Annotated in this window: 19 protein-coding genes and 1 tRNA gene; 13 read left to right on the top strand and 7 right to left on the bottom strand. The window is 46.2% G+C overall.

Going from position 1 to position 19,126, the window contains the following annotated elements:
- Positions 1 to 2: 2 nt before the first annotated feature.
- A tRNA-Gly gene (locus R7Z78_RS22180) sits at positions 3 to 75 on the bottom strand.
- A gap of 156 nt (positions 76 to 231) precedes the next feature.
- The gene (orn, locus tag R7Z78_RS22175; protein ID WP_017635574.1) at positions 232 to 777 is read right to left on the bottom strand and encodes an oligoribonuclease; all 546 of its coding nucleotides are present in this window, start codon (positions 775 to 777) and stop codon (positions 232 to 234) included.
- 129 nt (positions 778 to 906) lie between these two features.
- On the opposite strand from orn, the gene rsgA reads away from it, so the two are divergent.
- The 4 genes from rsgA to R7Z78_RS22155 all read left to right on the top strand — a co-directional run bounded on the left by rsgA (position 907) and on the right by R7Z78_RS22155 (position 5,547).
- Positions 907 to 1,971, top strand: coding sequence for a small ribosomal subunit biogenesis GTPase RsgA (gene rsgA, locus R7Z78_RS22170; protein WP_104975655.1), 1,065 nt, complete (start codon positions 907 to 909; stop codon positions 1,969 to 1,971).
- Between the two features lie 116 nt (positions 1,972 to 2,087).
- Positions 2,088 to 2,945: an archaetidylserine decarboxylase gene (gene asd / locus R7Z78_RS22165; protein ID WP_005381465.1), complete on the top strand. Its 858-nt coding sequence runs from the start codon at positions 2,088 to 2,090 to the stop codon at positions 2,943 to 2,945.
- A gap of 166 nt (positions 2,946 to 3,111) precedes the next feature.
- The gene (locus tag R7Z78_RS22160) at positions 3,112 to 4,527 is read left to right on the top strand and encodes an SLC13 family permease (RefSeq protein WP_104975656.1); all 1,416 of its coding nucleotides are present in this window, start codon (positions 3,112 to 3,114) and stop codon (positions 4,525 to 4,527) included.
- Positions 4,528 to 4,659: 132 nt separating this feature from the next.
- Positions 4,660 to 5,547, top strand: a complete 888-nt coding sequence (locus tag R7Z78_RS22155) for a DMT family transporter (protein ID WP_005386417.1) — start codon at positions 4,660 to 4,662, stop codon at positions 5,545 to 5,547.
- 86 nt (positions 5,548 to 5,633) lie between these two features.
- Here R7Z78_RS22155 and gpmM read toward each other — a convergent pair whose 3' ends face one another.
- Positions 5,634 to 7,166 carry a 2,3-bisphosphoglycerate-independent phosphoglycerate mutase gene (gene gpmM / locus R7Z78_RS22150; RefSeq protein WP_005381471.1) on the bottom strand — a complete coding sequence of 511 codons (1,533 nt, stop codon included), beginning with the start codon at positions 7,164 to 7,166 and terminating at the stop codon, positions 5,634 to 5,636.
- Positions 7,167 to 7,713: 547 nt separating this feature from the next.
- Between gpmM and R7Z78_RS22145 the strand changes: the two genes are divergently transcribed.
- From R7Z78_RS22145 to R7Z78_RS22125, 5 genes are all read left to right on the top strand, one after another.
- Positions 7,714 to 8,148 carry a rhodanese-like domain-containing protein gene (locus R7Z78_RS22145; RefSeq protein ID WP_005386415.1) on the top strand — a complete coding sequence of 145 codons (435 nt, stop codon included), beginning with the start codon at positions 7,714 to 7,716 and terminating at the stop codon, positions 8,146 to 8,148.
- A gap of 225 nt (positions 8,149 to 8,373) precedes the next feature.
- A complete protein-coding gene (gene secB / locus R7Z78_RS22140) occupies positions 8,374 to 8,838 on the top strand; it encodes a protein-export chaperone SecB (RefSeq protein WP_005386410.1) in 465 nt (154 codons plus the stop codon).
- Between the two features lie 195 nt (positions 8,839 to 9,033).
- A complete protein-coding gene (gene gpsA / locus R7Z78_RS22135; RefSeq protein ID WP_005381474.1) occupies positions 9,034 to 10,071 on the top strand; it encodes an NAD(P)H-dependent glycerol-3-phosphate dehydrogenase in 1,038 nt (345 codons plus the stop codon).
- A gap of 78 nt (positions 10,072 to 10,149) precedes the next feature.
- Positions 10,150 to 10,971, top strand: a complete 822-nt coding sequence (gene cysE, locus R7Z78_RS22130; protein WP_005381475.1) for a serine O-acetyltransferase — start codon at positions 10,150 to 10,152, stop codon at positions 10,969 to 10,971.
- Between the two features lie 27 nt (positions 10,972 to 10,998).
- Positions 10,999 to 12,144 (top strand): murein hydrolase activator EnvC family protein, encoded by a 1,146-nt coding sequence (locus R7Z78_RS22125; protein WP_169643939.1) that lies wholly within the window; start codon positions 10,999 to 11,001, stop codon positions 12,142 to 12,144.
- Between the two features lie 73 nt (positions 12,145 to 12,217).
- Here R7Z78_RS22125 and R7Z78_RS22120 read toward each other — a convergent pair whose 3' ends face one another.
- From R7Z78_RS22120 to epmA, 4 genes are all read right to left on the bottom strand, one after another.
- Positions 12,218 to 13,174, bottom strand: coding sequence for an acetyltransferase (locus R7Z78_RS22120; RefSeq protein ID WP_104975657.1), 957 nt, complete (start codon positions 13,172 to 13,174; stop codon positions 12,218 to 12,220).
- Positions 13,175 to 13,318: 144 nt separating this feature from the next.
- Positions 13,319 to 13,954, bottom strand: a complete 636-nt coding sequence (locus tag R7Z78_RS22115) for a TetR/AcrR family transcriptional regulator (RefSeq protein ID WP_005381480.1) — start codon at positions 13,952 to 13,954, stop codon at positions 13,319 to 13,321.
- A gap of 21 nt (positions 13,955 to 13,975) precedes the next feature.
- On the bottom strand, positions 13,976 to 14,350 hold the full coding sequence (locus R7Z78_RS22110) for a VanZ family protein (protein WP_104975658.1): 375 nt from the start codon (positions 14,348 to 14,350) through the stop codon (positions 13,976 to 13,978).
- Between the two features lie 9 nt (positions 14,351 to 14,359).
- The gene (gene epmA, locus R7Z78_RS22105; protein WP_104975659.1) at positions 14,360 to 15,331 is read right to left on the bottom strand and encodes an elongation factor P--(R)-beta-lysine ligase; all 972 of its coding nucleotides are present in this window, start codon (positions 15,329 to 15,331) and stop codon (positions 14,360 to 14,362) included.
- A gap of 435 nt (positions 15,332 to 15,766) precedes the next feature.
- Between epmA and frdA the strand changes: the two genes are divergently transcribed.
- The 4 genes from frdA to frdD are packed head-to-tail and all read left to right on the top strand — an operon-like array spanning position 15,767 to position 19,099.
- Positions 15,767 to 17,566: a fumarate reductase (quinol) flavoprotein subunit gene (frdA, locus tag R7Z78_RS22100; protein ID WP_104975660.1), complete on the top strand. Its 1,800-nt coding sequence runs from the start codon at positions 15,767 to 15,769 to the stop codon at positions 17,564 to 17,566.
- Positions 17,566 to 18,324 (top strand): succinate dehydrogenase/fumarate reductase iron-sulfur subunit, encoded by a 759-nt coding sequence (locus R7Z78_RS22095; RefSeq protein WP_085570086.1) that lies wholly within the window; start codon positions 17,566 to 17,568, stop codon positions 18,322 to 18,324. The genes frdA and R7Z78_RS22095 overlap by 1 nt, the downstream gene beginning before the upstream one ends.
- A gap of 2 nt (positions 18,325 to 18,326) precedes the next feature.
- Entirely contained in the window at positions 18,327 to 18,710 is a 384-nt protein-coding gene (frdC, locus tag R7Z78_RS22090; RefSeq protein ID WP_005381491.1) for a fumarate reductase subunit FrdC, read from the top strand.
- Between the two features lie 11 nt (positions 18,711 to 18,721).
- Positions 18,722 to 19,099, top strand: coding sequence for a fumarate reductase subunit FrdD (gene frdD / locus R7Z78_RS22085; protein WP_005381493.1), 378 nt, complete (start codon positions 18,722 to 18,724; stop codon positions 19,097 to 19,099).
- The last annotated feature ends 27 nt before the right edge of the window (positions 19,100 to 19,126 follow it).

Below are 19,126 nucleotides of genomic sequence, written 5' to 3'. Positions count from 1 at the left end.
GGAGCGACACACGAGGTTCGAACTCGTGACCTCAACCTTGGCAAGGTTGCGCTCTACCAACTGAGCTAGTGTCGCATCAACAACGTTTCCGCTGTTTAGGGCTGCGAATTATAAGAGCATTTTTTTGTGATGCAAGTCCTTCCTTCAAAAAAACTTTATTTTTTTACTGAACGACGAAAAAGCAATCAAAAGCGATATAAATTACAACAATTTGGATCGCAACCTTAACAGTTAAATCTTGAAAATAGTACCTCGATAGTACTTAAGTTCTGCGATGGACTCACGAATGTCGTCCAAGGCCAAATGTGTTCCCTGTTTTGTGAACCCATTTAGCACCTCAGGTTGCCAGCGACGTGCTAGTTCTTTAAGAGTACTAACGTCAACATATCGGTAATGGAAGAACTCTTCCAACTCAGGCATATGCTTGTATAAAAAGCGACGATCCTGCCCAATGCTGTTACCACATATTGGCGACGCCCCTTTTGGCACCCATTTTTCTAAAAATTCAATGGTTTGTGCGACTGCGTCTTGTTCTGAGATTTGACTGTTTCGAACGCGCTCAACCAAACCGCTTGCCGTATGCGTATTAGTACACCAGTCGTCCATTTTCGCTAGTTCTTCTTCCGGCTGATGAATCGCTAAAACTGGACCTTCAGCCAAAATATTTAGTTCGCTATCCGTGACAATAGAAGCAATTTCGATGATTTTGTGCGTTTCAGGATCAAGCCCTGTCATCTCTAAATCAACCCAAATTAGGTTTTGATCGCTAAAGGACATGGTTACGCCGCCTATTTGTTTATCGATAAAAGAGGTACTATACCTCAAAATACGAGAAACACGATACTCATACACGGAGCCAAGAGTACGGCTCAACCATTTGAGTAAATTCACATAAAGTACAGAATTGTGGCAAAGAAGAAAAAGTTAACCAAAGGTCAGGTGCGACGCGTACGTAGCAACCAACAAAAGCGTTTGAAGAAGCAAGAAGAGTCCATCCAGTGGGATGAAAACATGCTAGGCGCCAGCAAGCAAGGTCTCGTGATCACTCGTTTTGGTCAGCACGCGGACATTGAAGACCTTGAAACAGGCGAAATTCAACGCTGTAACCTCCGCCGTGGTATTGAGTCTCTAGTATCTGGCGATCGTGTTTTATGGCGCGAAGGATTGGAGTCTATGGCGGGCATCTCTGGTGTTGTTGAAGCGGTAGAACCTCGCTCTTCAGTGCTCACTCGTCCAGATTATTACGATGGCCTAAAACCCGTTGCAGCCAATATTGATCAAATGGTCATTGTCTCTTCGGTATTACCAGAGCTATCGCTAAATATTATTGACCGCTATCTCGTTGCATCAGAAACACTGAATATTGCGCCATTGTTGGTCTTAAATAAAGTCGACCTTCTAGAAGCCGATGATCGTACAATGTATGAAGAATGGCTCAAAGAATATGAACGCATTGGCTATAAAGTGCTTCTGGTCAGCAAGAAGTCTGGAGAAGGCATTGCTGAACTAGAAACCCTGCTGCGTGACCGAATTAATATCTTTGTTGGTCAATCAGGCGTAGGGAAATCCAGCTTAGTCAACGCGTTAATGCCGGAACTAGAGAGCGAAGTGGAAGAAGGCGAAGTCTCTGAGAACTCTGGCTTGGGCCAACACACCACGACGGCTGCACGTTTATACCACATTCCAACGGGTGGCGATTTGATCGACTCACCTGGAGTACGTGAATTTGGTCTTTGGCATTTGGAAGCAGAAGAAGTAACAAAAGCATTCGTTGAATTTCGACCATATTTAGGCGGTTGCAAGTTCCGAGATTGTAAACACAATGATGACCCAGGCTGCCTTCTACGCGAAGCTGTCGAGAACGGGGAAATTAACGAAACTCGCTTTGAAAACTATCATCGCATTTTGGAAAGCATGGTTGAAAACAAAGCAAATCGTCAGTATTCACGTAATAAAAAAGCCGATCTGTAATTGAGTTAAGGCTGTAACTGTGTAAAAAGTCTTCACCTAATACTGACAAGCAAATTAAATTTCAGTAACATCACGCGCCCTAAAGCGCGAATCTAACAGAAGTATCGGAATTAAAGATGGACAAGTTTAAAGTTGGACTGCAGTACTGGATCCCACAACACGGCCTCACTCGCCTAATGGGTAAACTGGCTTCAGCAAAAGCTGGCGGTCTAACAACAGCAGTTATTCGTTGGTTTATCAAACAATACAATGTGAATATGGATGAGGCAAAGCACTCAGATCCTAAGCATTTTAAAACGTTCAACGAGTTTTTCGTTCGTGAGCTAAAAGAAGGCGCACGCCCAATTTCTGAAGGCGAAAACGTCATCACTCATCCAGCCGACGCTTGTGTTAGCCAGTTTGGCCCTATTGAAGATGGTCAACTTATCCAAGCAAAAGGTCATCACTTCTCAGCACAAGAATTGCTGGGCGGTGACGCGAATTTAGCGGACGAATTTAAAGATGGTTCTTTTGCCACATTGTATCTATCTCCGCGCGATTACCACCGTGTACACATGCCATGTGACGGCACTCTGCGCCAAATGATTTACGTACCAGGTGACCTGTTCTCAGTAAACCCTCTGACAGCAGAAAACGTACCGAACCTATTTGCACGTAACGAGCGTGTGGTGTGTATCTTCGATACTGAGTTTGGTCCAATGGCACAGGTGCTTGTTGGTGCGACAATTGTTGGTAGCATTGAGCAAGTATGGGCTGGCACTATCACTCCGCCTCGTGGAAACACTGTCTACAAATGGGATTACCCAGCAGAGGGTGACAAGGCCGTGATCTTGAAAAAAGGCGAAGAGATGGGCCGCTTCAAACTGGGTTCTACTGTTATTAACCTGTTTGCCAAAGACGCGATTGAGTTTGACGCAAGCATGGAAAACGGTAAGCCAACCGTTATGGGCACACCTTACGCCTTGAAAAAATAAGTAAAACACCGTTAAAGAGCCCTTTATTAAGGGCTCTTTTTATTGATAAAAAGCAAAACTCCGTTCGAAATTTAGCCTCTATTTCTCAAACTCATACCTGCCTCTAAGACCCTCATTCCACAATCAATTATCCTGCGCTTAGAATGAATATTTAGAGGGGCAGCCAATGCCAAAGATGAGTGTAAACACGTTGGCGAAATTGCTGGTGTGCTTTTTAATTCCGCTCGGTGTTTTGATGATGCCGATCGATGCTATTCCTATTGACGATCTCACTTTAATTCAGCATCGCCTGTTAGCTATTTTTCTTCTTGCTGCCCTACTTTGGGTTCTCGAGCCGGTTCCCGTTTTTGCTACGTCCATTCTTATTATCGCTCTTGAACTGATCATGATATCGGATAAAGGTTTGCATCTATTTCGCAATCCACCAGCGGGGCATGATTTAGGAGAGTTAATTGCTTACACCGATATTTTCTCGGCCTTCTCTTCACCGATCATTATTCTTTTTATGGGTGGTTTTGCTCTTGCGATTGCGGCTTCCAAATACGAGCTCGACAACAACCTCGCCCGAGTACTATTAAAACCATTCGGCACCCAACCTAAGTTCATCATGCTGGGCTTGATGTTAATTACCGCCGTTTTTTCAATGTTTATGTCCAATACTGCCACGACCGTGATGATGCTAGCCCTGCTTGGCCCCATCGTCGCTTCAGCACCTAAAGGGGATTTAGGCATTAAAGCACTGGTGTTGTGTATTCCAATTGCCGCGAATACAGGCGGCATTGCGACTCCGATAGGCACGCCACCTAATGCGATAGCGCTTCAATATCTCACTGGAGAAAACGCGATAGACTTCCTATCGTGGATGACAATGGGTCTACCATTTGTGTTGGTACAACTCACTGTAGCTTGGTTCTTGTTGCAAAAGCTGTTTCCGTCTAGCGAACCAGAAATGAAACTAAAGCTAGATGGTACATTCAAAAGGAGCTGGCGTGCGATCGTCGTCTACATCACTTTTGCACTAACCATTTTGCTTTGGATGACAACGAAAGTGCATGGCATGAATACATATGTTGTCGCGATTATCCCACTAGCAGTGTTCACGTTAACGGGCATTATGGGAAAAGAAGAGCTCAAGCTGATTAACTGGGATGTTTTATGGCTAGTTGCCGGTGGTATAGCAATTGGCATTGCCTTAGACAAAACGGGCTTAGCCGAAGCATTAGCGCACGCCATTGATTACAGCCTGCTATCACCATTTGCCGTTGTTTTAGCCCTATCGGTAGTGTGCTGGTTAATGGCGAACTTTATGTCTAATACCGCAACGGCAAACTTATTGATGCCTATTGCTGCCGCTATTGGTACATCCATGCCAAGCCTTATTGCGGTTGGTGGCCTACAAGGTTTACTGGTTGTCGTCGCCTTCTCCGCATCACTTGGCATGATCTTACCGGTTTCCACACCACCAAACTCTTTGGCTTATTCAACAGGCCTCATCGAGAGCAAAGACATGGCGAAAGTAGGCCTGATTCTCGGTTTGATTGGTCTACTTATCGTGTATGGCGCAGTTTTGGTACTGTTTTAATCGAAGAGCTCCATGAAAAAGCGTGTTGTCATGGAGCAGCTCTCCAGCTACTGCCCTTACAGAGCGGCTTTTACATCCCATAAATTTCGTGCATATTAAGACTCCTCTACTCTACAAGGACGTCGACACATCATGGGTTACGAATGGCTTGCTTTATGCGCCGCTTTTCTGTGGGCAGTTTCTAGCCTAATTTCGGTCATTCCTGCACAACACCTAGGCGCATTTTCTTACAGCCGCTGGCGTATGGGCTGCACAGCCGTGATCTTATCAACAATGGCCTGGATAACTGGCGGCTGGTTAACGGTTTCTTGGGAACATGTAACGCCAATGATGGCCTCAGGACTGATTGGTATTTTTATTGGCGATACCGCTCTATTCGCGTGTTTGAATCGTATGGGGCCAAGACAGGCCGGGTTACTCTTCTCTTGCCACGCCGTGTTCTCTGCCATCTTGGGCTACTTCTTATTTAGCGAAGTCATGACCACAATAGAACTACTGGGCGCATCATTGGTATTTAGCGGCGTGGTGATGGCGATATTCTTCGGCCGAAGAGGTCAAGTGAATAACGTCTTGGAAGACATTAAAGGTAACATCTGGGTGGGTATTGGACTTGGCTTAACCGCAGCAATGTGCCAAGCATTGGGCGGCATCATCGCCAAGCCAGTAATGCAAACCAGTATTGACCCAGTTGCGGCTTCTGCTATTCGAATGATCAGTGCCTTTTTCGCCCACAGCATGTTGTTAATTCTAGGAGTCAAAGTCGCTCGCTCGACGCAACACATTACTTGGCGCATATTTGGTATTACTGCGCTTAATGGTTTCTTGGCGATGGCCGTCGGCATGACGCTAATCTTATACGCACTGCAAGAAGGAAATGTAGGTATGGTTGCACTTCTATCTTCAACCACGCCAATTATGTTGCTACCACTGCTCTGGATTTACACTAAACGCCGACCAAACCGATTTGCATGGTTGGGCGCAGCCCTAGCTGTGATTGGTGCGGGCATTTTGGTTCAGTAACCTTACAGACCAGCCCTTATTGCCAGATACAAAAAAGCCCGAGTTTAAACTCGGGCTTTTATCATTCGGAGCCGTTAGTTAATTATTTATTTAACTAATACTTCACCCGTCATTTCTGCTGGGATTTCTAGACCAGCTAGAGAAAGCATGGTTGGTGCAAGGTCAGACAGTTTACCGCCTTCTTTGAATTCAACCGCTTTGTCACCTACATAGATTAGAGGCACTGGTAGGTTAGTGTGAGCAGTGTGGATGCCGCCAGTTTCAGGGTCGATCATCATTTCTGCGTTACCGTGGTCCGCAGTGATCAATAGTTGACCGCCAACTTCTTTGATTGCTTCAACCACTTTACCCACGCTTTCATCTAGAGCTTCGATTGCTTTCTCAGCCGCTTCATAAACGCCAGTGTGACCAACCATATCTGCGTTCGGGTAGTTACAGATGATGGTATCGAACTTACCAGACTTAATAGCCGCAACCATCTTATCTGTTAGTTCTGGAGAGCTCATTTCAGGCTGCATGTCGTACGTTGCAACTTTTGGAGAAGCAACCAATTGACGCTCTTCGCCTTCAAATTCGTTCTCAACACCACCGTTGAAGAAGAAAGTCACGTGTGCGTATTTCTCTGTTTCAGAGATACGTAGCTGAGTTTGACCTTGTTTAGATAGCCACTCACCGTAAGTGTTTTCTAGAGACGCAGGTGGGAATGCGATAGCTAGAGGGATATCAGCCGCGTATTGAGTCAGCATCACAAAGTTGATTGCTGGGAATACTGCACGCTCAAAGCCGTCAAATGCAGGAACGAATGCACGAGTGATTTGACGTGCACGGTCAGCACGGTAGTTCATGAAGATAACCGCATCACCATCTTGCATGATTGCGTCTTCTTGACCTTCTGCTTTGATAGCTGTTGCTTTAACGAATTCGTCGTTTTCTTCACGAGCGTAAGCCGCTTCTAGACCTGCAACTGCCGTTTCTGCTGTGAACTCAGCTTTAGCTTGAGTTAGAAGATCGTAAGCAACTTGGACGCGATCCCAATTGTTGTCACGGTCCATTGCGTAGTAACGACCTACTAGAGAAGCAACGCGGCCTTTACCTAGTTTCGCAAATAGGTCTTGGAAACGTTGTAGTGAGTTTTCAGCACTACGTGGTGGTGTGTCACGGCCGTCTAGGAAGCAGTGTAGGTAGATTTTCTCTGCGCCACGAGCCGCTGCCATTTCAACTGCAGCGTAAATGTGGTCTTCGTGAGAGTGAACACCGCCTGGAGACATCAGGCCCATGATGTGTACTGCTTTTTCAGCTTTCACAGCAGAGTCGATTGCTTCAACTAGCGCAGGCGTTTGTTCGAACTCACCATCAGCAATTGATTTAGTGATACGAGTCAGGTCTTGGTATACAACGCGGCCTGCACCAATGTTAGTGTGACCAACTTCAGAGTTACCCATTTGACCATCAGGAAGGCCAACATCCATGCCTGAAGCAGAGATTAATGTGTGTGGGTTATTCGCAATCAGAGCATCCATTACTGGTGTTTTCGCATTCGCAATTGCGTTACTTGCTGTGTCTTCACGGTAACCGTAACCGTCAAGGATAACTAGAGCCAGTGGCTTCTTAGCTGACATAGTGATGACCTCATCAAATTTAAGTAACTTTTGGCGTAGGGCCTCGCTGCCCTATCTAACCTTGAAACAAAACTAGCGTAATTTTACTACACTTTTTAACCAAAACTGTAGGTTAAGATCAAATAATGTTTGCGATTTATTGTTGCTATCTTACAAGTTAAGCGAACAACGAGTCAGTGCCGACAATCGTGTTCCACAAGCATAGTCATTTCTAATACGCTTTGTACACCCCAGTCTAAGTTCGGTTTTCTTACGCTTCTCATTCTTATTTTTGCACTTGAAATAGCGCTAATTTAAAGCAACATCAAACAAGATGGGTTAATACCTATTGTTCTCTTTTCTCAGTAAAACAGAAGTCACTTAAACCGATAAGTCCAATAGGCAAAAGCAATCAAGCTACCAGAGCAAAATGTACGGATAGTAAGGGCATAAAGGGTTTATAGAGATCTCAATTATTCGTTAGAAAATTTTAACCCTCTCGCCTAAGAGCCGTAACCTCGCTATACTCCTGCTTTATTTTTCCGCCAACAGCGTAAGAGCTCAAGACATGCAAGAGTACATTGAATTTTTCCAACAGAACATGATTCTATCTTTGGTTTGGGTAGGTCTTCTTGTCGCCTTTATCATGAACATCGTGAAATCAGCGACAGCCGCATACAAAGAAATCAACGTAAACCAACTGACTCATCTTATGAACCGTGAAAACGGCGTTGTAGTGGATATCCGTACCAAAGACGAGTTCAAAAAAGGTCATATCACCGACTCACTTCACATTTTACCGTCAGACATCAAAGCGGGTAACTTGGGTAGCCTTGAAAACCACAAATCAGACCCAATCATTGTTGTATGTAAGACAGGACAGACCGCTCAAGAAAGCGCAAACCTACTAGTAAAAGCTGGCTTCGAAAACGTGAGCCTACTAAAAAATGGTTTGATTGCGTGGAACGAAGCGAACCTGCCGTTAGTTCGCGGTAAGAAGTAGGAACGTGGCAAGAACGAAAGTTCGCGTTTAAACGCGCTTTTACCAAGCCTCGCGGACAAAAAACTGAGCAAATTGAAAGCAGTTGGAGCACTAAGTTGTGACGCTTTGCACGTAATACACGCTTCATCTAGTCAAGGTAGATTGGCTCAGTTAGTCTCAGGACATACCAGTTTTCTGAGCTTAGACGTTTCTAGGCTCAACAAATATTGATTTAAGGATTAAAAAATGGCTGAAGCAGCACCTCAAGACGCACAACAAAACTTCGCAATTCAACGCATCTTCCTAAAAGACGTTTCTTTTGAAGCGCCGAACTCTCCAGTAATTTTCCAGAAAGAGTGGAACCCAGACGTTAAACTAGACCTAGACACTCAAAGCCGTGAGCTTGGTGAAGGCGTTTACGAAGTTGTTCTACGCCTAACCGTTACTGTGAAGAACGAAGAAGAGACTGCGTTCCTATGTGAAGTTCAACAAGGTGGTATCTTCACTGCTGAACAAATGGAAGCTGGTCAACTTGCACATTGCCTAGGCGCATTCTGCCCGAACATCCTATTCCCATACGCTCGTGAAACTATCTCAAGCCTAGTCGTTAAAGGTACGTTCCCTCAACTGAACCTAGCGCCAGTAAACTTTGACGCGCTATTCATGAACTACCTACAACAGCAAGCTCAACAAGGCGAAGCTGAAGCGTAATTCACGTTTTATAAGTGACGAATAGCCACAGTGCTGACGTCACCGAATCAAATAAAATGCACAGAGCGTCTACCATCCGATGCAATGTGCATTTTTTATTTCTGACAAAAGTTCCTAGTTCCTAATCGCCAGAAGGCGTAAAATTTGACGATTAGGAACTAGATTCTACTAGTAGCAAGACAATTAGGCGGTAGCATGACACAAGCAAATACAAACAATGCTTACGGTAAAGACATCGCAATGACTGTGATTGGCGCAGGCTCATACGGCACCTCTTTGGCAATCTCACTCGCTCGTAACGGCGCGAACGTTGTCCTTTGGGGACACGAGCCAGAGCACATGGCTCGCCTAGAAGCAGACCGAGCTAACCATGCCTTCTTACCAGGTGTTGATTTCCCTGAAAGCTTGATCATTGAATCGGATTTAGAAAAAGCCGTTCAAGCAAGCCGAGATTTGTTGGTTGTGGTTCCAAGCCATGTCTTTGGCATCGTGCTAAACAGCTGTAAACCATTCTTGCGCGAAGACTCTCGCATCTGTTGGGCAACCAAAGGGCTTGAACCTGAAACGGGGCGCCTACTGAAAGACGTCGCTTATGACATTATCGGTGAAAACTACTCACTAGCAGTATTGTCTGGCCCAACGTTTGCGAAAGAGCTCGCAATGGGTATGCCGACTGCAATCTCTGTTGCGTCTCCAGATTCTGAATTTGTTGCGGATCTACAAGAAAAAATCCACTGTAGCAAAACCTTCCGCGTATATGCCAATAGTGACTTTATTGGTATGCAATTGGGTGGCGCTGTGAAAAACGTTATTGCGATTGGTGCGGGTATGTCTGATGGTATCGGTTTTGGCGCCAATGCCCGTACTGCATTAATTACTCGTGGCTTGGCTGAAATGAGTCGCCTTGGTGCTGCGCTGGGTGCACAGCCAGAAACCTTTATGGGCATGGCGGGTTTAGGCGATCTTGTCCTGACATGTACCGATAACCAATCACGTAACCGACGCTTTGGCTTGGCATTAGGCCAAGGTAAAGACGTTGATACGGCTCAAGAAGAAATTGGTCAAGTGGTTGAAGGTTACCGCAATACAAAAGAAGTATGGCTACTTTCTCAACGTATGGGTGTTGAGATGCCGATAGTTGATCAAATTTATCAAGTATTGTATCAAGGAAAAGATGCGCGCTTAGCAGCGCAAGATTTACTTGCTCGTGACAAAAAAGCCGAAGGAAAGTAGCAATCTACCGCCCTTTGCAGCTCATCTGAGAAAAATTGAAGTTGTCGGGTCACGGAAGAACCACTCTGGATATTGAGAATGAAACACTGCGAAAAACAAAAAGTCTGGAACAAAATTGTCTCAGAAGCCCGTGAAATGTCAGAACAAGAGCCTATGCTGGCAAGCTTCTATCATGCCACCATTATCAAGCATGAAAGTTTGTGTGCCGCTCTGAGTTATATTCTGGCTAACAAATTGAACACCGCTTCCATGCCAGCGATGGCTGTGCGTGAAGTGGTTGAAGAAGCCTTTGCGGCTGATCCAACCATCACTGACGGTGCGGCTTGTGATATTTGTGCCACGGTCAATCGCGACCCTGCTGTTTCAATGTATTCAATGCCATTGCTGTACCTAAAAGGCTATCACGCACTGCAAGGCTACCGAGTAGCAAACTGGCTGTGGAAGCAAGGTCGTCACGCTCTTGCGACTTACCTACAAAATCAGATTTCGGTAGCATGTCAGGTCGATATTCACCCTGCAGCGCGCATTGGTAGTGGTATCATGCTCGACCATGCAACAGGCATCGTGATTGGTGAAACTGCCGTGGTCGAAAACGACGTGTCTATACTGCAAGATGTCACCCTTGGTGGTACTGGTAAAGAATGCGGTGATCGTCACCCGAAAATTCGCGAGGGTGTGATGATCGGAGCTGGTGCAAAGATTCTTGGCAATATCGAAGTCGGTGAAGGCGCGAAAATCGGATCTTGCTCTGTGGTATTGCAAGCCGTGCCTCCTCACACAACGGTGGCTGGCGTGCCTGCAAAAATCGTCGGACGTCCAAAAACGGACAAACCCTCTCTCGATATGGATCAAGGCTTTAACGGCAAGTCGCAAAGCTTTATCCATGGAGATGGTATTTAATCGTCAACAAACCTTTTTGACAACAACGTGGTAGGTAACTCTCAAGTGCGAAAACAAAATCACCCTGTTCTACGCTCGGCTATTTTATTAACTTGTGCTTTATCTGCCACTTATCCCATTACCTCCTCTGCTGTGAGTCAGCAAGAGCTCAAAGGCGTATCCAGTGAGATAAGCCGTCAGCGCAAATCGCTCTCTTCCCAAGAAAAGCAGCTCAATGAGTTACAGAAGTCACTAAAAGATCAAGAGCTTGGTATTTCTAAGCTTGAGCGTGAAATACGACAAACCAAGTCTAACCTCGCACAAGCAGACAAAAACATAGAAAACCTGGAAGAGAAAATTGCCTTGCAAGAAGCACAGCGTCAAGAGCAAGAAGAAGAACTCAAACAGCTGCTGCAAACGTATTACGTAACCGAGCGAGCGAAGGCCAATGGTCACTTGTTAAATCAAGGTGTGGAAGAAGACCGCATGAGCCAATACTTCCAGCATTTAGCTAAAGCACGTGCTGAAGTGATTGATGCGATCACCAAAATAACCCAAGAATTAGCGCACAACAAAAACCAGCTCGAGCTAGAAAAAGAGCAAATCGAGACTCTGCTCAAGCAGCAATCCGAAAAACGTACAGCGCTAGCGAGTACACAATCCAAGCGTAAGCAAACCCTGAATAAAATTCAGAGCAGTATCAAGAATGACAAACGCTACTTAGCCGAGCTGCAACGCAACGAAACCCGTTTAAAAGCAGAGATCGCCAAAGCAGCGAAGCGTAATGCGGTGCCAATGGACGGACTCGGCAAACAGCGCGGTAAGTTGCCTTGGCCACTCAAAGGCAGTGTGTTACACAACTTTGGTACGCGACAAACCGGGCAGGTAAACTGGAAGGGCATGGTGCTGTCTGCCAACTATGGTCAACAAGTGAAAGCCGTTTATCCTGGTACTGTCGTATTTGCTGAGTATCTGCGCGGATACGGTTTAGTGGTACTGCTCGACCACGGAAAAGGTGACATGACCCTCTATGGTTACAACCAAGCGTTAACTAAAAAAGAAGGCGATCGAGTCACCGCCGGCGAAGTGATTGCTCTCGCGGGTGATACAGGTGGTCAAGACAGACCATCGCTGTACTTTGAAATTCGTCGTAATAGTGAAGCGCAGAATCCGAAATATTGGTTAAAGCGCTGATTATCTGACTTATTGACTTGTCATAAAAAAGGAGCCACTCGGCTCCTTTGTTGTATTCATGTTTTGGAAAACGCTATGCGTAGTAGGTTTCTACCGCATCAATAAAAGCATTCACATCATCTTTGCTTAACGCGTTGATTCCTGCCGCCGCCTCTCGCCCCCCACCTGTCGGGAACTGACCACACACGGCAACGGCACCTTGTTTATTGTTTAATGGGGCACGGAGTGAAACCGTATAAGTCCCATCTGCATTTTCAGTAAGTACCGCATGCGCAGAATCAGGGGTTTGGTTTGCTAGCCAGTTGCCATAAACACCACTGATTCGGCGTGATGCCGCCGTGTTTGGTAACTCAAACAACTTCAGCTTACCGCTCTCATGCATGGCAGGCACTGCGAGAGCCGCCTCCATGTCTTGTTGGTAAGCCGATTGCAATTGGTAGTATGGCGAGGCCGTATCTTCAATAGCTTCAAATGGTGATGTGTACTTCAGCAAAGCTCGGTACAGCTCCGCAGGGTGAAAGTGTAAATCTTCGACTTTCGATCCGTAGCCGTTGTAGTTAATTAAAGTACCCAGCTCTTTTAGCTGCTCTTTCTGTTGCTGCGACAAGCCCGCGTTATTCGCTAACTCATCGGCTTTAGCAATCATGTTATCGCCATAAGCCGCCGTAATCGCCCAGTCATGAAAACGCCCATCAAGCAACTTATCGACAATCAACGCCGTGCACATGTTGGCATCGAGATCGATGTGCGCATCCAAATTACCATGCTGAGGAATGTCGCCCGCTTTGTGATGATCGGCGTAAAAGACGTGCGCGCCTTGAGCCAAAGCTTGCTCTAGACCTGCCATGTTCTTTTCCATCGAAATGTCTAACACAGTCAGCTCATCACCCGCTTGCACGTCTACTTTTTCCACCAGCTTGATGTCGCGCTTTACACCGGTTATTAACTGGGCATCGACAGGCTCAGCCAAACGCAATTGTAGAAGAGCAATGATGCCATCAGCATCACCATTAAAAATGTCGTAATTCATGGGGCGATAGTTCCTTTATCGAGAATCTTATCCCTGCAAGGGTTTTTAGCGTATGGGACTATTGTGCGTGGCATATTTGACAAGTCAACTCGAGCCACGACTCGAAAATGAGAGTGACTCTCGAAATATTAAGCAGTTTGACGTTTAACTGTGTAGATTGCTAACCGCATCTTCTAATAACAGTAGCTGCTCTAAGCCCTGCTCAGTTGCTAATGGCTTAACGACATTAAGCATCTGCAACATCCCTTGCTTCACCATTTGCTCGGTAATGTTGGTTTTTGAAGCCATCGCGGATTGATACGCCAACCAACTACACGCAATCAAGTGCAACGTACATACCAATGACTTCAACTGTTGTTGATCGACATTCAACAGCTTCATCGTTACGAACTCTTGCATAATAGCAATGAGGTTCGCTTGCAGCTTCTCTTGCACATCGATGTACTGTTCGTGTAGCTGTTCATCTCGTGACAAGATTTCTGGTAAGTTTGCGTAGAAAAAGCGGTATTTCCACATCAAGGTAAAAATAGAGTCTAGGTAGCTCTTCAGCATAGTCAGGCTCTCTTGCGAACCTTGAATAGGGGTAAATCTTTCTAAAAGTTCTGCTGAATAAAGCGCAAAGATCTCGCGAACGATTTCTTGCTTATTGCGGAAATGGTAATACAGGTTACCAGGGCTAATTTCGATGTGATCGGCAATGTGATTGGTGGTGATGTTGCGCTCACCATGTTGGTTGAACAACTCCAGTGCCGCGTAGACGATTTTGTCGCGCGTTTTCATTGTTATCGTGTTCCCTCTTCATTAACGAATCGAGTATAGCGACTTCACCAACCTAGGTCGATAGAGGCTCCAAATCCGGTAACATAACAGACCAGTTAAGATGCCAGTTGAGTTGGCGACAAGGTCTAACCAAGAAGTTTGTCGCCCTACATACCCTTGCAACCACTCAATAACGGCGCTGAATAGCAAAATACTAATCGCCACCGCCCAACGTTGACGCCAACACCACACGCAAAAACAACCTAAAAACGCAAAGCCGCTGTACGCCATAGCGTGCTGCATTTTGTCGAGATACGCGATATTGCCCCAGTCTTGCAGTTCACCTGAACTCAGAGATAAAAAAGCGATCAGTATGGCGTAGCTAAAGATGACGAAACGCGCAGCCGTCAGGTTCATTGGACGTCCTTATGCAATTGGAAATGGAAAGGCCGTCACTTGATCAATGTGGTCACAGCCTAGCGCCAGCATGATCAAACGATCGATACCCAACGCGACCCCTGCACAATCTGGCAACCCTGCTTCCAGTGCAGAGATCAGATGATAATCGATCGGCTGTGGTTTTAAACCCATTTCGATACGCTTTGCGTTATCTTGTTCAAAGCGCGCTAATTGCTCTTTCGGGTTATCCAGTTCATGAAATCCGTTCGCCAGCTCTATCCCCTTAAAGTACACTTCAAAACGATCCGCGACGCGATGATCTTGAGGATTGATTTTCGCAAGCGCCGCCTGTGATGCAGGGAAGTCGTACACAAAAGCCGGCACGTCCTGACCAATTTTGTTTTCTACTCCCACGCTAAATAGTAGTTGCAGCAGCGTATCGCGATCTTCTTCTGGCTCAGCAATGTCACTCAAACCCAGCTTGCTTGCCGCCGCTTTCAGCTCAGTCATCGAGCCTTCCAGTGGACACACACCCAACACATCAATGAAGGCTTGCTGATACGTCATGCGCTGCGCTGCGCCACACTTCAATACCAGCTGCAACAGGTCATCCATTTCATCCATCAATTTATGATGGTCAAAGCCAACGCGATACCACTCCAACATCATAAACTCAGGATTGTGGTAGCGACCATTCTCTTCATTACGAAATGCTTTGTTGATTTGATAAATACAACCGCTACCCGCAGCCAAAAGGCGCTTCATATGGAATTCTGGGCTGGTCATAAAAAACAGCTTACTGCCATCGGCATAGCCTGGGCCAACAAACTCGGTTTGGAAAGTATGCAAATGAATGTCAGTCACGGTTGCGTGACTCATGGCTGGCGTATCGACTTCCATCACCTGTCGGTCAGCGAAGAATTGTCGAATCGACGCGATTAACGTCGCACGTTGACGAAGTTGGTCAATGGAAGCAGTAGGTTGCCAGTTGGTTTGCATAACAAGTCTCTCAAACTTTAATTCAGCGAGGAAAGTCTCATTCTACATGCTTTTTACTCTTCAAGAAGAGAGGAATATCCCTTCTTCTTTTTACTAATGTGCTCGCCAATTTGAGGCAAGCATTACTCGTGCCGCAGAACAAAAAACACTCAGTTAAAATCCTATTATCCATGCGGTTAATGTCACGCAACACGGGTTTAACATCCCTAATGTTAATGCTTGAGGACCAAAACCTCGATGCCGTGATAGCAGTCACATAACCTATAAATTCTATGCCCTTAAGTGCATTACCGAAGCAAAAACCCAATTACATCAATTTTTCTGCCATGTGGCTCATCTACACTAACCCTACTACTTTTGGGGAGTTCTTTTTAAGGAGCGCCTCGTAATGACAATAACAAGCGGATTTCCGCAATCACACACTGGAGGATAACTGTGCAAATTATCACCACAGATATCGCAGTCATCGGCGCAGGCGGCGCTGGTCTTCGTACTGCTATTGCAGCGGCTGAAGCAAACCCAGACTTAGAAGTCGCTCTGATTTCTAAAGTTTATCCAATGCGCTCCCACACGGTCGCTGCAGAGGGTGGCTCAGCAGCAGTTATCAAGGATGAAGATAGCTTAGACAACCACTTCAACGACACTGTTGGCGGTGGTGACTGGCTATGTGAACAGGATGTTGTTGAATACTTTGTAGAGAACGCGACTCGCGAAATGATCCAAATGGAGCAATGGGGTTGCCCATGGAGTCGTAAAGAGAACGGTGAAGTCAACGTACGCCGCTTTGGTGGAATGAAGGTTGAACGTACTTGGTTCGCTGCAGACAAAACTGGCTTCCACATGCTTCATACGCTATTCCAGACATCAATGAAGTACAGCAACATCAAACGTTTTGATGAGTACTTTGTGGTGGATCTGCTTGTTGATGAAGGCGAAGTTCAAGGTCTGATTGCTATTCACATGTCTGAAGGCGAGCTTGTTACTATCAAAGCAAAATCTGTTGTTCTAGCAACAGGTGGCGCGGGCCGTGTTTACCACTGTAACACCAACGGCGGTATCGTAACGGGCGATGGTATGGCAATGGCTTACCGTCACGGCGTTCCTCTACGTGATATGGAATTCGTTCAATACCACCCAACAGGTCTTCCTGGTACAGGTATCCTGATGACGGAAGGTTGTCGTGGTGAAGGCGGTATCATCGTTAACAAGAATGGCTACCGTTACCTACAAGATTACGGTATGGGCCCTGAAACTCCAGTTGGCCAACCGAAGAACAAATACATGGAACTGGGTCCTCGTGACAAAGTTTCTCAAGCTTTCTGGCACGAACAACAGAAAGGCAACACCATCAAACACCCACTGGGTGACGTGGTGCACCTAGACCTTCGCCACCTTGGTGAAGAGTACCTACAAGAACGTCTGCCGTTCATCTGTGAGCTAGCAAAAGCTTATGTAAACGTGGACCCTGCCAAAGAGCCAATTCCAATTCGTCCAACCGTTCACTACACCATGGGTGGTATTGAAACGGACGGCGGTTGTGAAACTCGCATTAAAGGCCTATTCGCGGTAGGTGAATGTGCATCTGTTGGCCTTCACGGTGCGAACCGTCTAGGGTCTAACTCACTGGCTGAATTCGTGGTATTTGGCCGCGTAGCGGGTGAAAACGCAGTGAAACGCGCGGCAGAATTCAAAGGCTGGAACGACGCGGCAATTGACGCACAAGTAAAAGCAGCTGAAGAACGCATCGCGAAACTGATGAACCAAGAAGGCGACGAAAACTGGGCAGAGATCCGCACGGAAATGGGTCACACCATGGAAGCGGGTTGTGGTATCTACCGCCAAGAAGATTTGATGCAAGCGACTATCGACAAAATCACTGAGTTGAAAGAACGCTACAAACGCATCAGCATCAAAGACAAAGGTAAAGTGTTCAACACAGACCTTCTATACGCAATCGAAGTGGGTTACGGCCTAGAAGTCGCAGAAGCGATGGTTCACTCTGCGATTCTACGTAAAGAATCTCGCGGTGCGCACCAACGTCTAGACGACGGTTGTACAGAACGTGATGACGTGAACTTCCTAAAACACTCACTTGCGTTCTACAAGCCAGAGTCAGCACCAAGTATCGATTACAGCAATGTGACCATCACTAAGTCACAACCAAAAGCTCGTCTATACGGTGAAGCAGCAGAAAAAGCCGCGGCTGAAGAGAAGAACGCAGAGGAGCAAGCATAATGTCAGCAAATCGCATTCAAAAAGTAGACATCCTGCGTTACGACCCAGAAAAAGATGCAGAACCATACAAGCAAACATTCGAAGTCCCATTCGATGAAACCATGTCTGTACTTGACGCACTTGGTTACATCAAAGACCACCTAGACAAAGATCTGTCTTACCGTTGGTCTTGCCGTATGGCGATCTGTGGCTCTTGCGGCATCATGGTGAACAACGTACCGAAACTTGCTTGTAAGAGCTTCCTACGTGACTACCCAGACGGTGTGACTATCGAGCCTCTAGCGAACTTCCCAATCGAGAAAGACTTGATTGTTGATATGACGCCATTCATCGAGCGCCTAGAAGCAATCAAACCATACATCATTGGTAACGATCGTAAACCAGAAGACGGTACGAACTTGCAAACGCCAGAACAGATGGCGAAATACAAGCAGTTCGCTGGCTGTATCAACTGTGGTCTGTGCTATGCAGCATGTCCTCAGTTTGGTCTTAACCCAGAGTTCATCGGTCCTGCTGCACTAACGCTAGCCCACCGCTACAACCTAGACAGCCGTGACAACGGTAAAGATGAGCGCATGAAGCTTATCAACGGTGAAAACGGTGCTTGGGGTTGTACGTTTGTTGGTTACTGTTCTGAAGTTTGTCCGAAGAGCGTTGACCCAGCAGCGGCAGTAAACCAAGGCAAAGTGGAGTCTTCTATGGACTTCGTGATTGCTATGTTGAAACCTGATGGTTCACCAAAGAAAGTGGAGGCATAAGGATGAGCAATCGTAAACCTTACGTTCGTGAAGTAAAACGCACTTGGTGGAAGAACCATCCTTTCTACCGCTTCTACATGCTACGTGAAGCTACGGTGCTTCCGTTAATTCTATTCACTCTGTTCCTAACTTTCGGTTTAGGTTGCTTGGTGAAAGGTCCTGAAGCATGGCAAGGTTGGTTAGCGTTCATGGCGAACCCAATCGTAGTCGCAATCAACATCGTTGCACTACTCGGTAGCCTATTCCACGCTCAAACTTTCTTCAGCATGATGCCACAAGTAATGCCAATTCGTTTGAAAGGCAAACCAGTGGACAAGAAGATCATCGTATTGACTCAGTGGGCCGCGGTTGCGTTCATCTCACTGATCGTTCTCATCGTGGTGTAAGGAGCTGAGCAATGAAACCGAATTATAGTGTAAACACATCACCAAAACGTTCTGATGAGCCAATCTGGTGGGGTCTGTTTGGCGCAGGTGGTACTTGGTTCGCGATGATCACGCCAATCACCGTTCTTGTGCTAGGTATCTTGGTACCACTAGGCGTGATTGACGCAGAAGCGATGAGCTACGAGCGTGTCTCTGCCTTCGCAACCAGCATCATCGGTGCGCTATTCATCATTGGCACGCTAGCATTGCCAATGTGGCATGCAATGCACCGTGTACACCACGGCATGCACGACCTTAAATTCCACACTGGTGTGATTGGTAAAATTGCATGTTATGCATTTGCAGGCCTCATCACTGCACTAGCAGTTATCTTTATCTTCATGATTTAAGAGACTGACCAAAAAAGAAAAAGCTGG

The sequence above is a fragment of the Vibrio sp. 1167 genome (assembly GCF_033340375.1).
Classification (GTDB): Bacteria; Pseudomonadota; Gammaproteobacteria; order Enterobacterales; family Vibrionaceae; genus Vibrio; species Vibrio alginolyticus.
This window is presented reverse-complemented; position numbering and strand designations above follow the sequence as displayed.

Excerpts from the sequence above, each read along its gene's own strand:
- orn (WP_017635574.1), bottom strand. The coding sequence starts at position 777 with ATGTCCTTTAGCGATCAAAACCTAATTTGGGTTGATTTAGAGATGACA.
- asd (WP_005381465.1), top strand. The coding sequence starts at position 2,088 with ATGGACAAGTTTAAAGTTGGACTGCAGTACTGGATCCCACAACACGGC.
- R7Z78_RS22160 (WP_104975656.1), top strand. The coding sequence starts at position 3,112 with ATGCCAAAGATGAGTGTAAACACGTTGGCGAAATTGCTGGTGTGCTTT.
- R7Z78_RS22155 (WP_005386417.1), top strand. The coding sequence starts at position 4,660 with ATGGGTTACGAATGGCTTGCTTTATGCGCCGCTTTTCTGTGGGCAGTT.
- gpmM (WP_005381471.1), bottom strand. The coding sequence starts at position 7,166 with ATGTCAGCTAAGAAGCCACTGGCTCTAGTTATCCTTGACGGTTACGGT.
- R7Z78_RS22145 (WP_005386415.1), top strand. The coding sequence starts at position 7,714 with ATGCAAGAGTACATTGAATTTTTCCAACAGAACATGATTCTATCTTTG.
- secB (WP_005386410.1), top strand. The coding sequence starts at position 8,374 with ATGGCTGAAGCAGCACCTCAAGACGCACAACAAAACTTCGCAATTCAA.
- gpsA (WP_005381474.1), top strand. The coding sequence starts at position 9,034 with ATGACACAAGCAAATACAAACAATGCTTACGGTAAAGACATCGCAATG.
- cysE (WP_005381475.1), top strand. The coding sequence starts at position 10,150 with ATGAAACACTGCGAAAAACAAAAAGTCTGGAACAAAATTGTCTCAGAA.
- R7Z78_RS22120 (WP_104975657.1), bottom strand. The coding sequence starts at position 13,174 with ATGAATTACGACATTTTTAATGGTGATGCTGATGGCATCATTGCTCTT.
- R7Z78_RS22115 (WP_005381480.1), bottom strand. The coding sequence starts at position 13,954 with ATGAAAACGCGCGACAAAATCGTCTACGCGGCACTGGAGTTGTTCAAC.
- R7Z78_RS22110 (WP_104975658.1), bottom strand. The coding sequence starts at position 14,350 with ATGAACCTGACGGCTGCGCGTTTCGTCATCTTTAGCTACGCCATACTG.
- epmA (WP_104975659.1), bottom strand. The coding sequence starts at position 15,331 with ATGCAAACCAACTGGCAACCTACTGCTTCCATTGACCAACTTCGTCAA.
- R7Z78_RS22095 (WP_085570086.1), top strand. The coding sequence starts at position 17,566 with ATGTCAGCAAATCGCATTCAAAAAGTAGACATCCTGCGTTACGACCCA.
- frdC (WP_005381491.1), top strand. The coding sequence starts at position 18,327 with ATGAGCAATCGTAAACCTTACGTTCGTGAAGTAAAACGCACTTGGTGG.
- frdD (WP_005381493.1), top strand. The coding sequence starts at position 18,722 with ATGAAACCGAATTATAGTGTAAACACATCACCAAAACGTTCTGATGAG.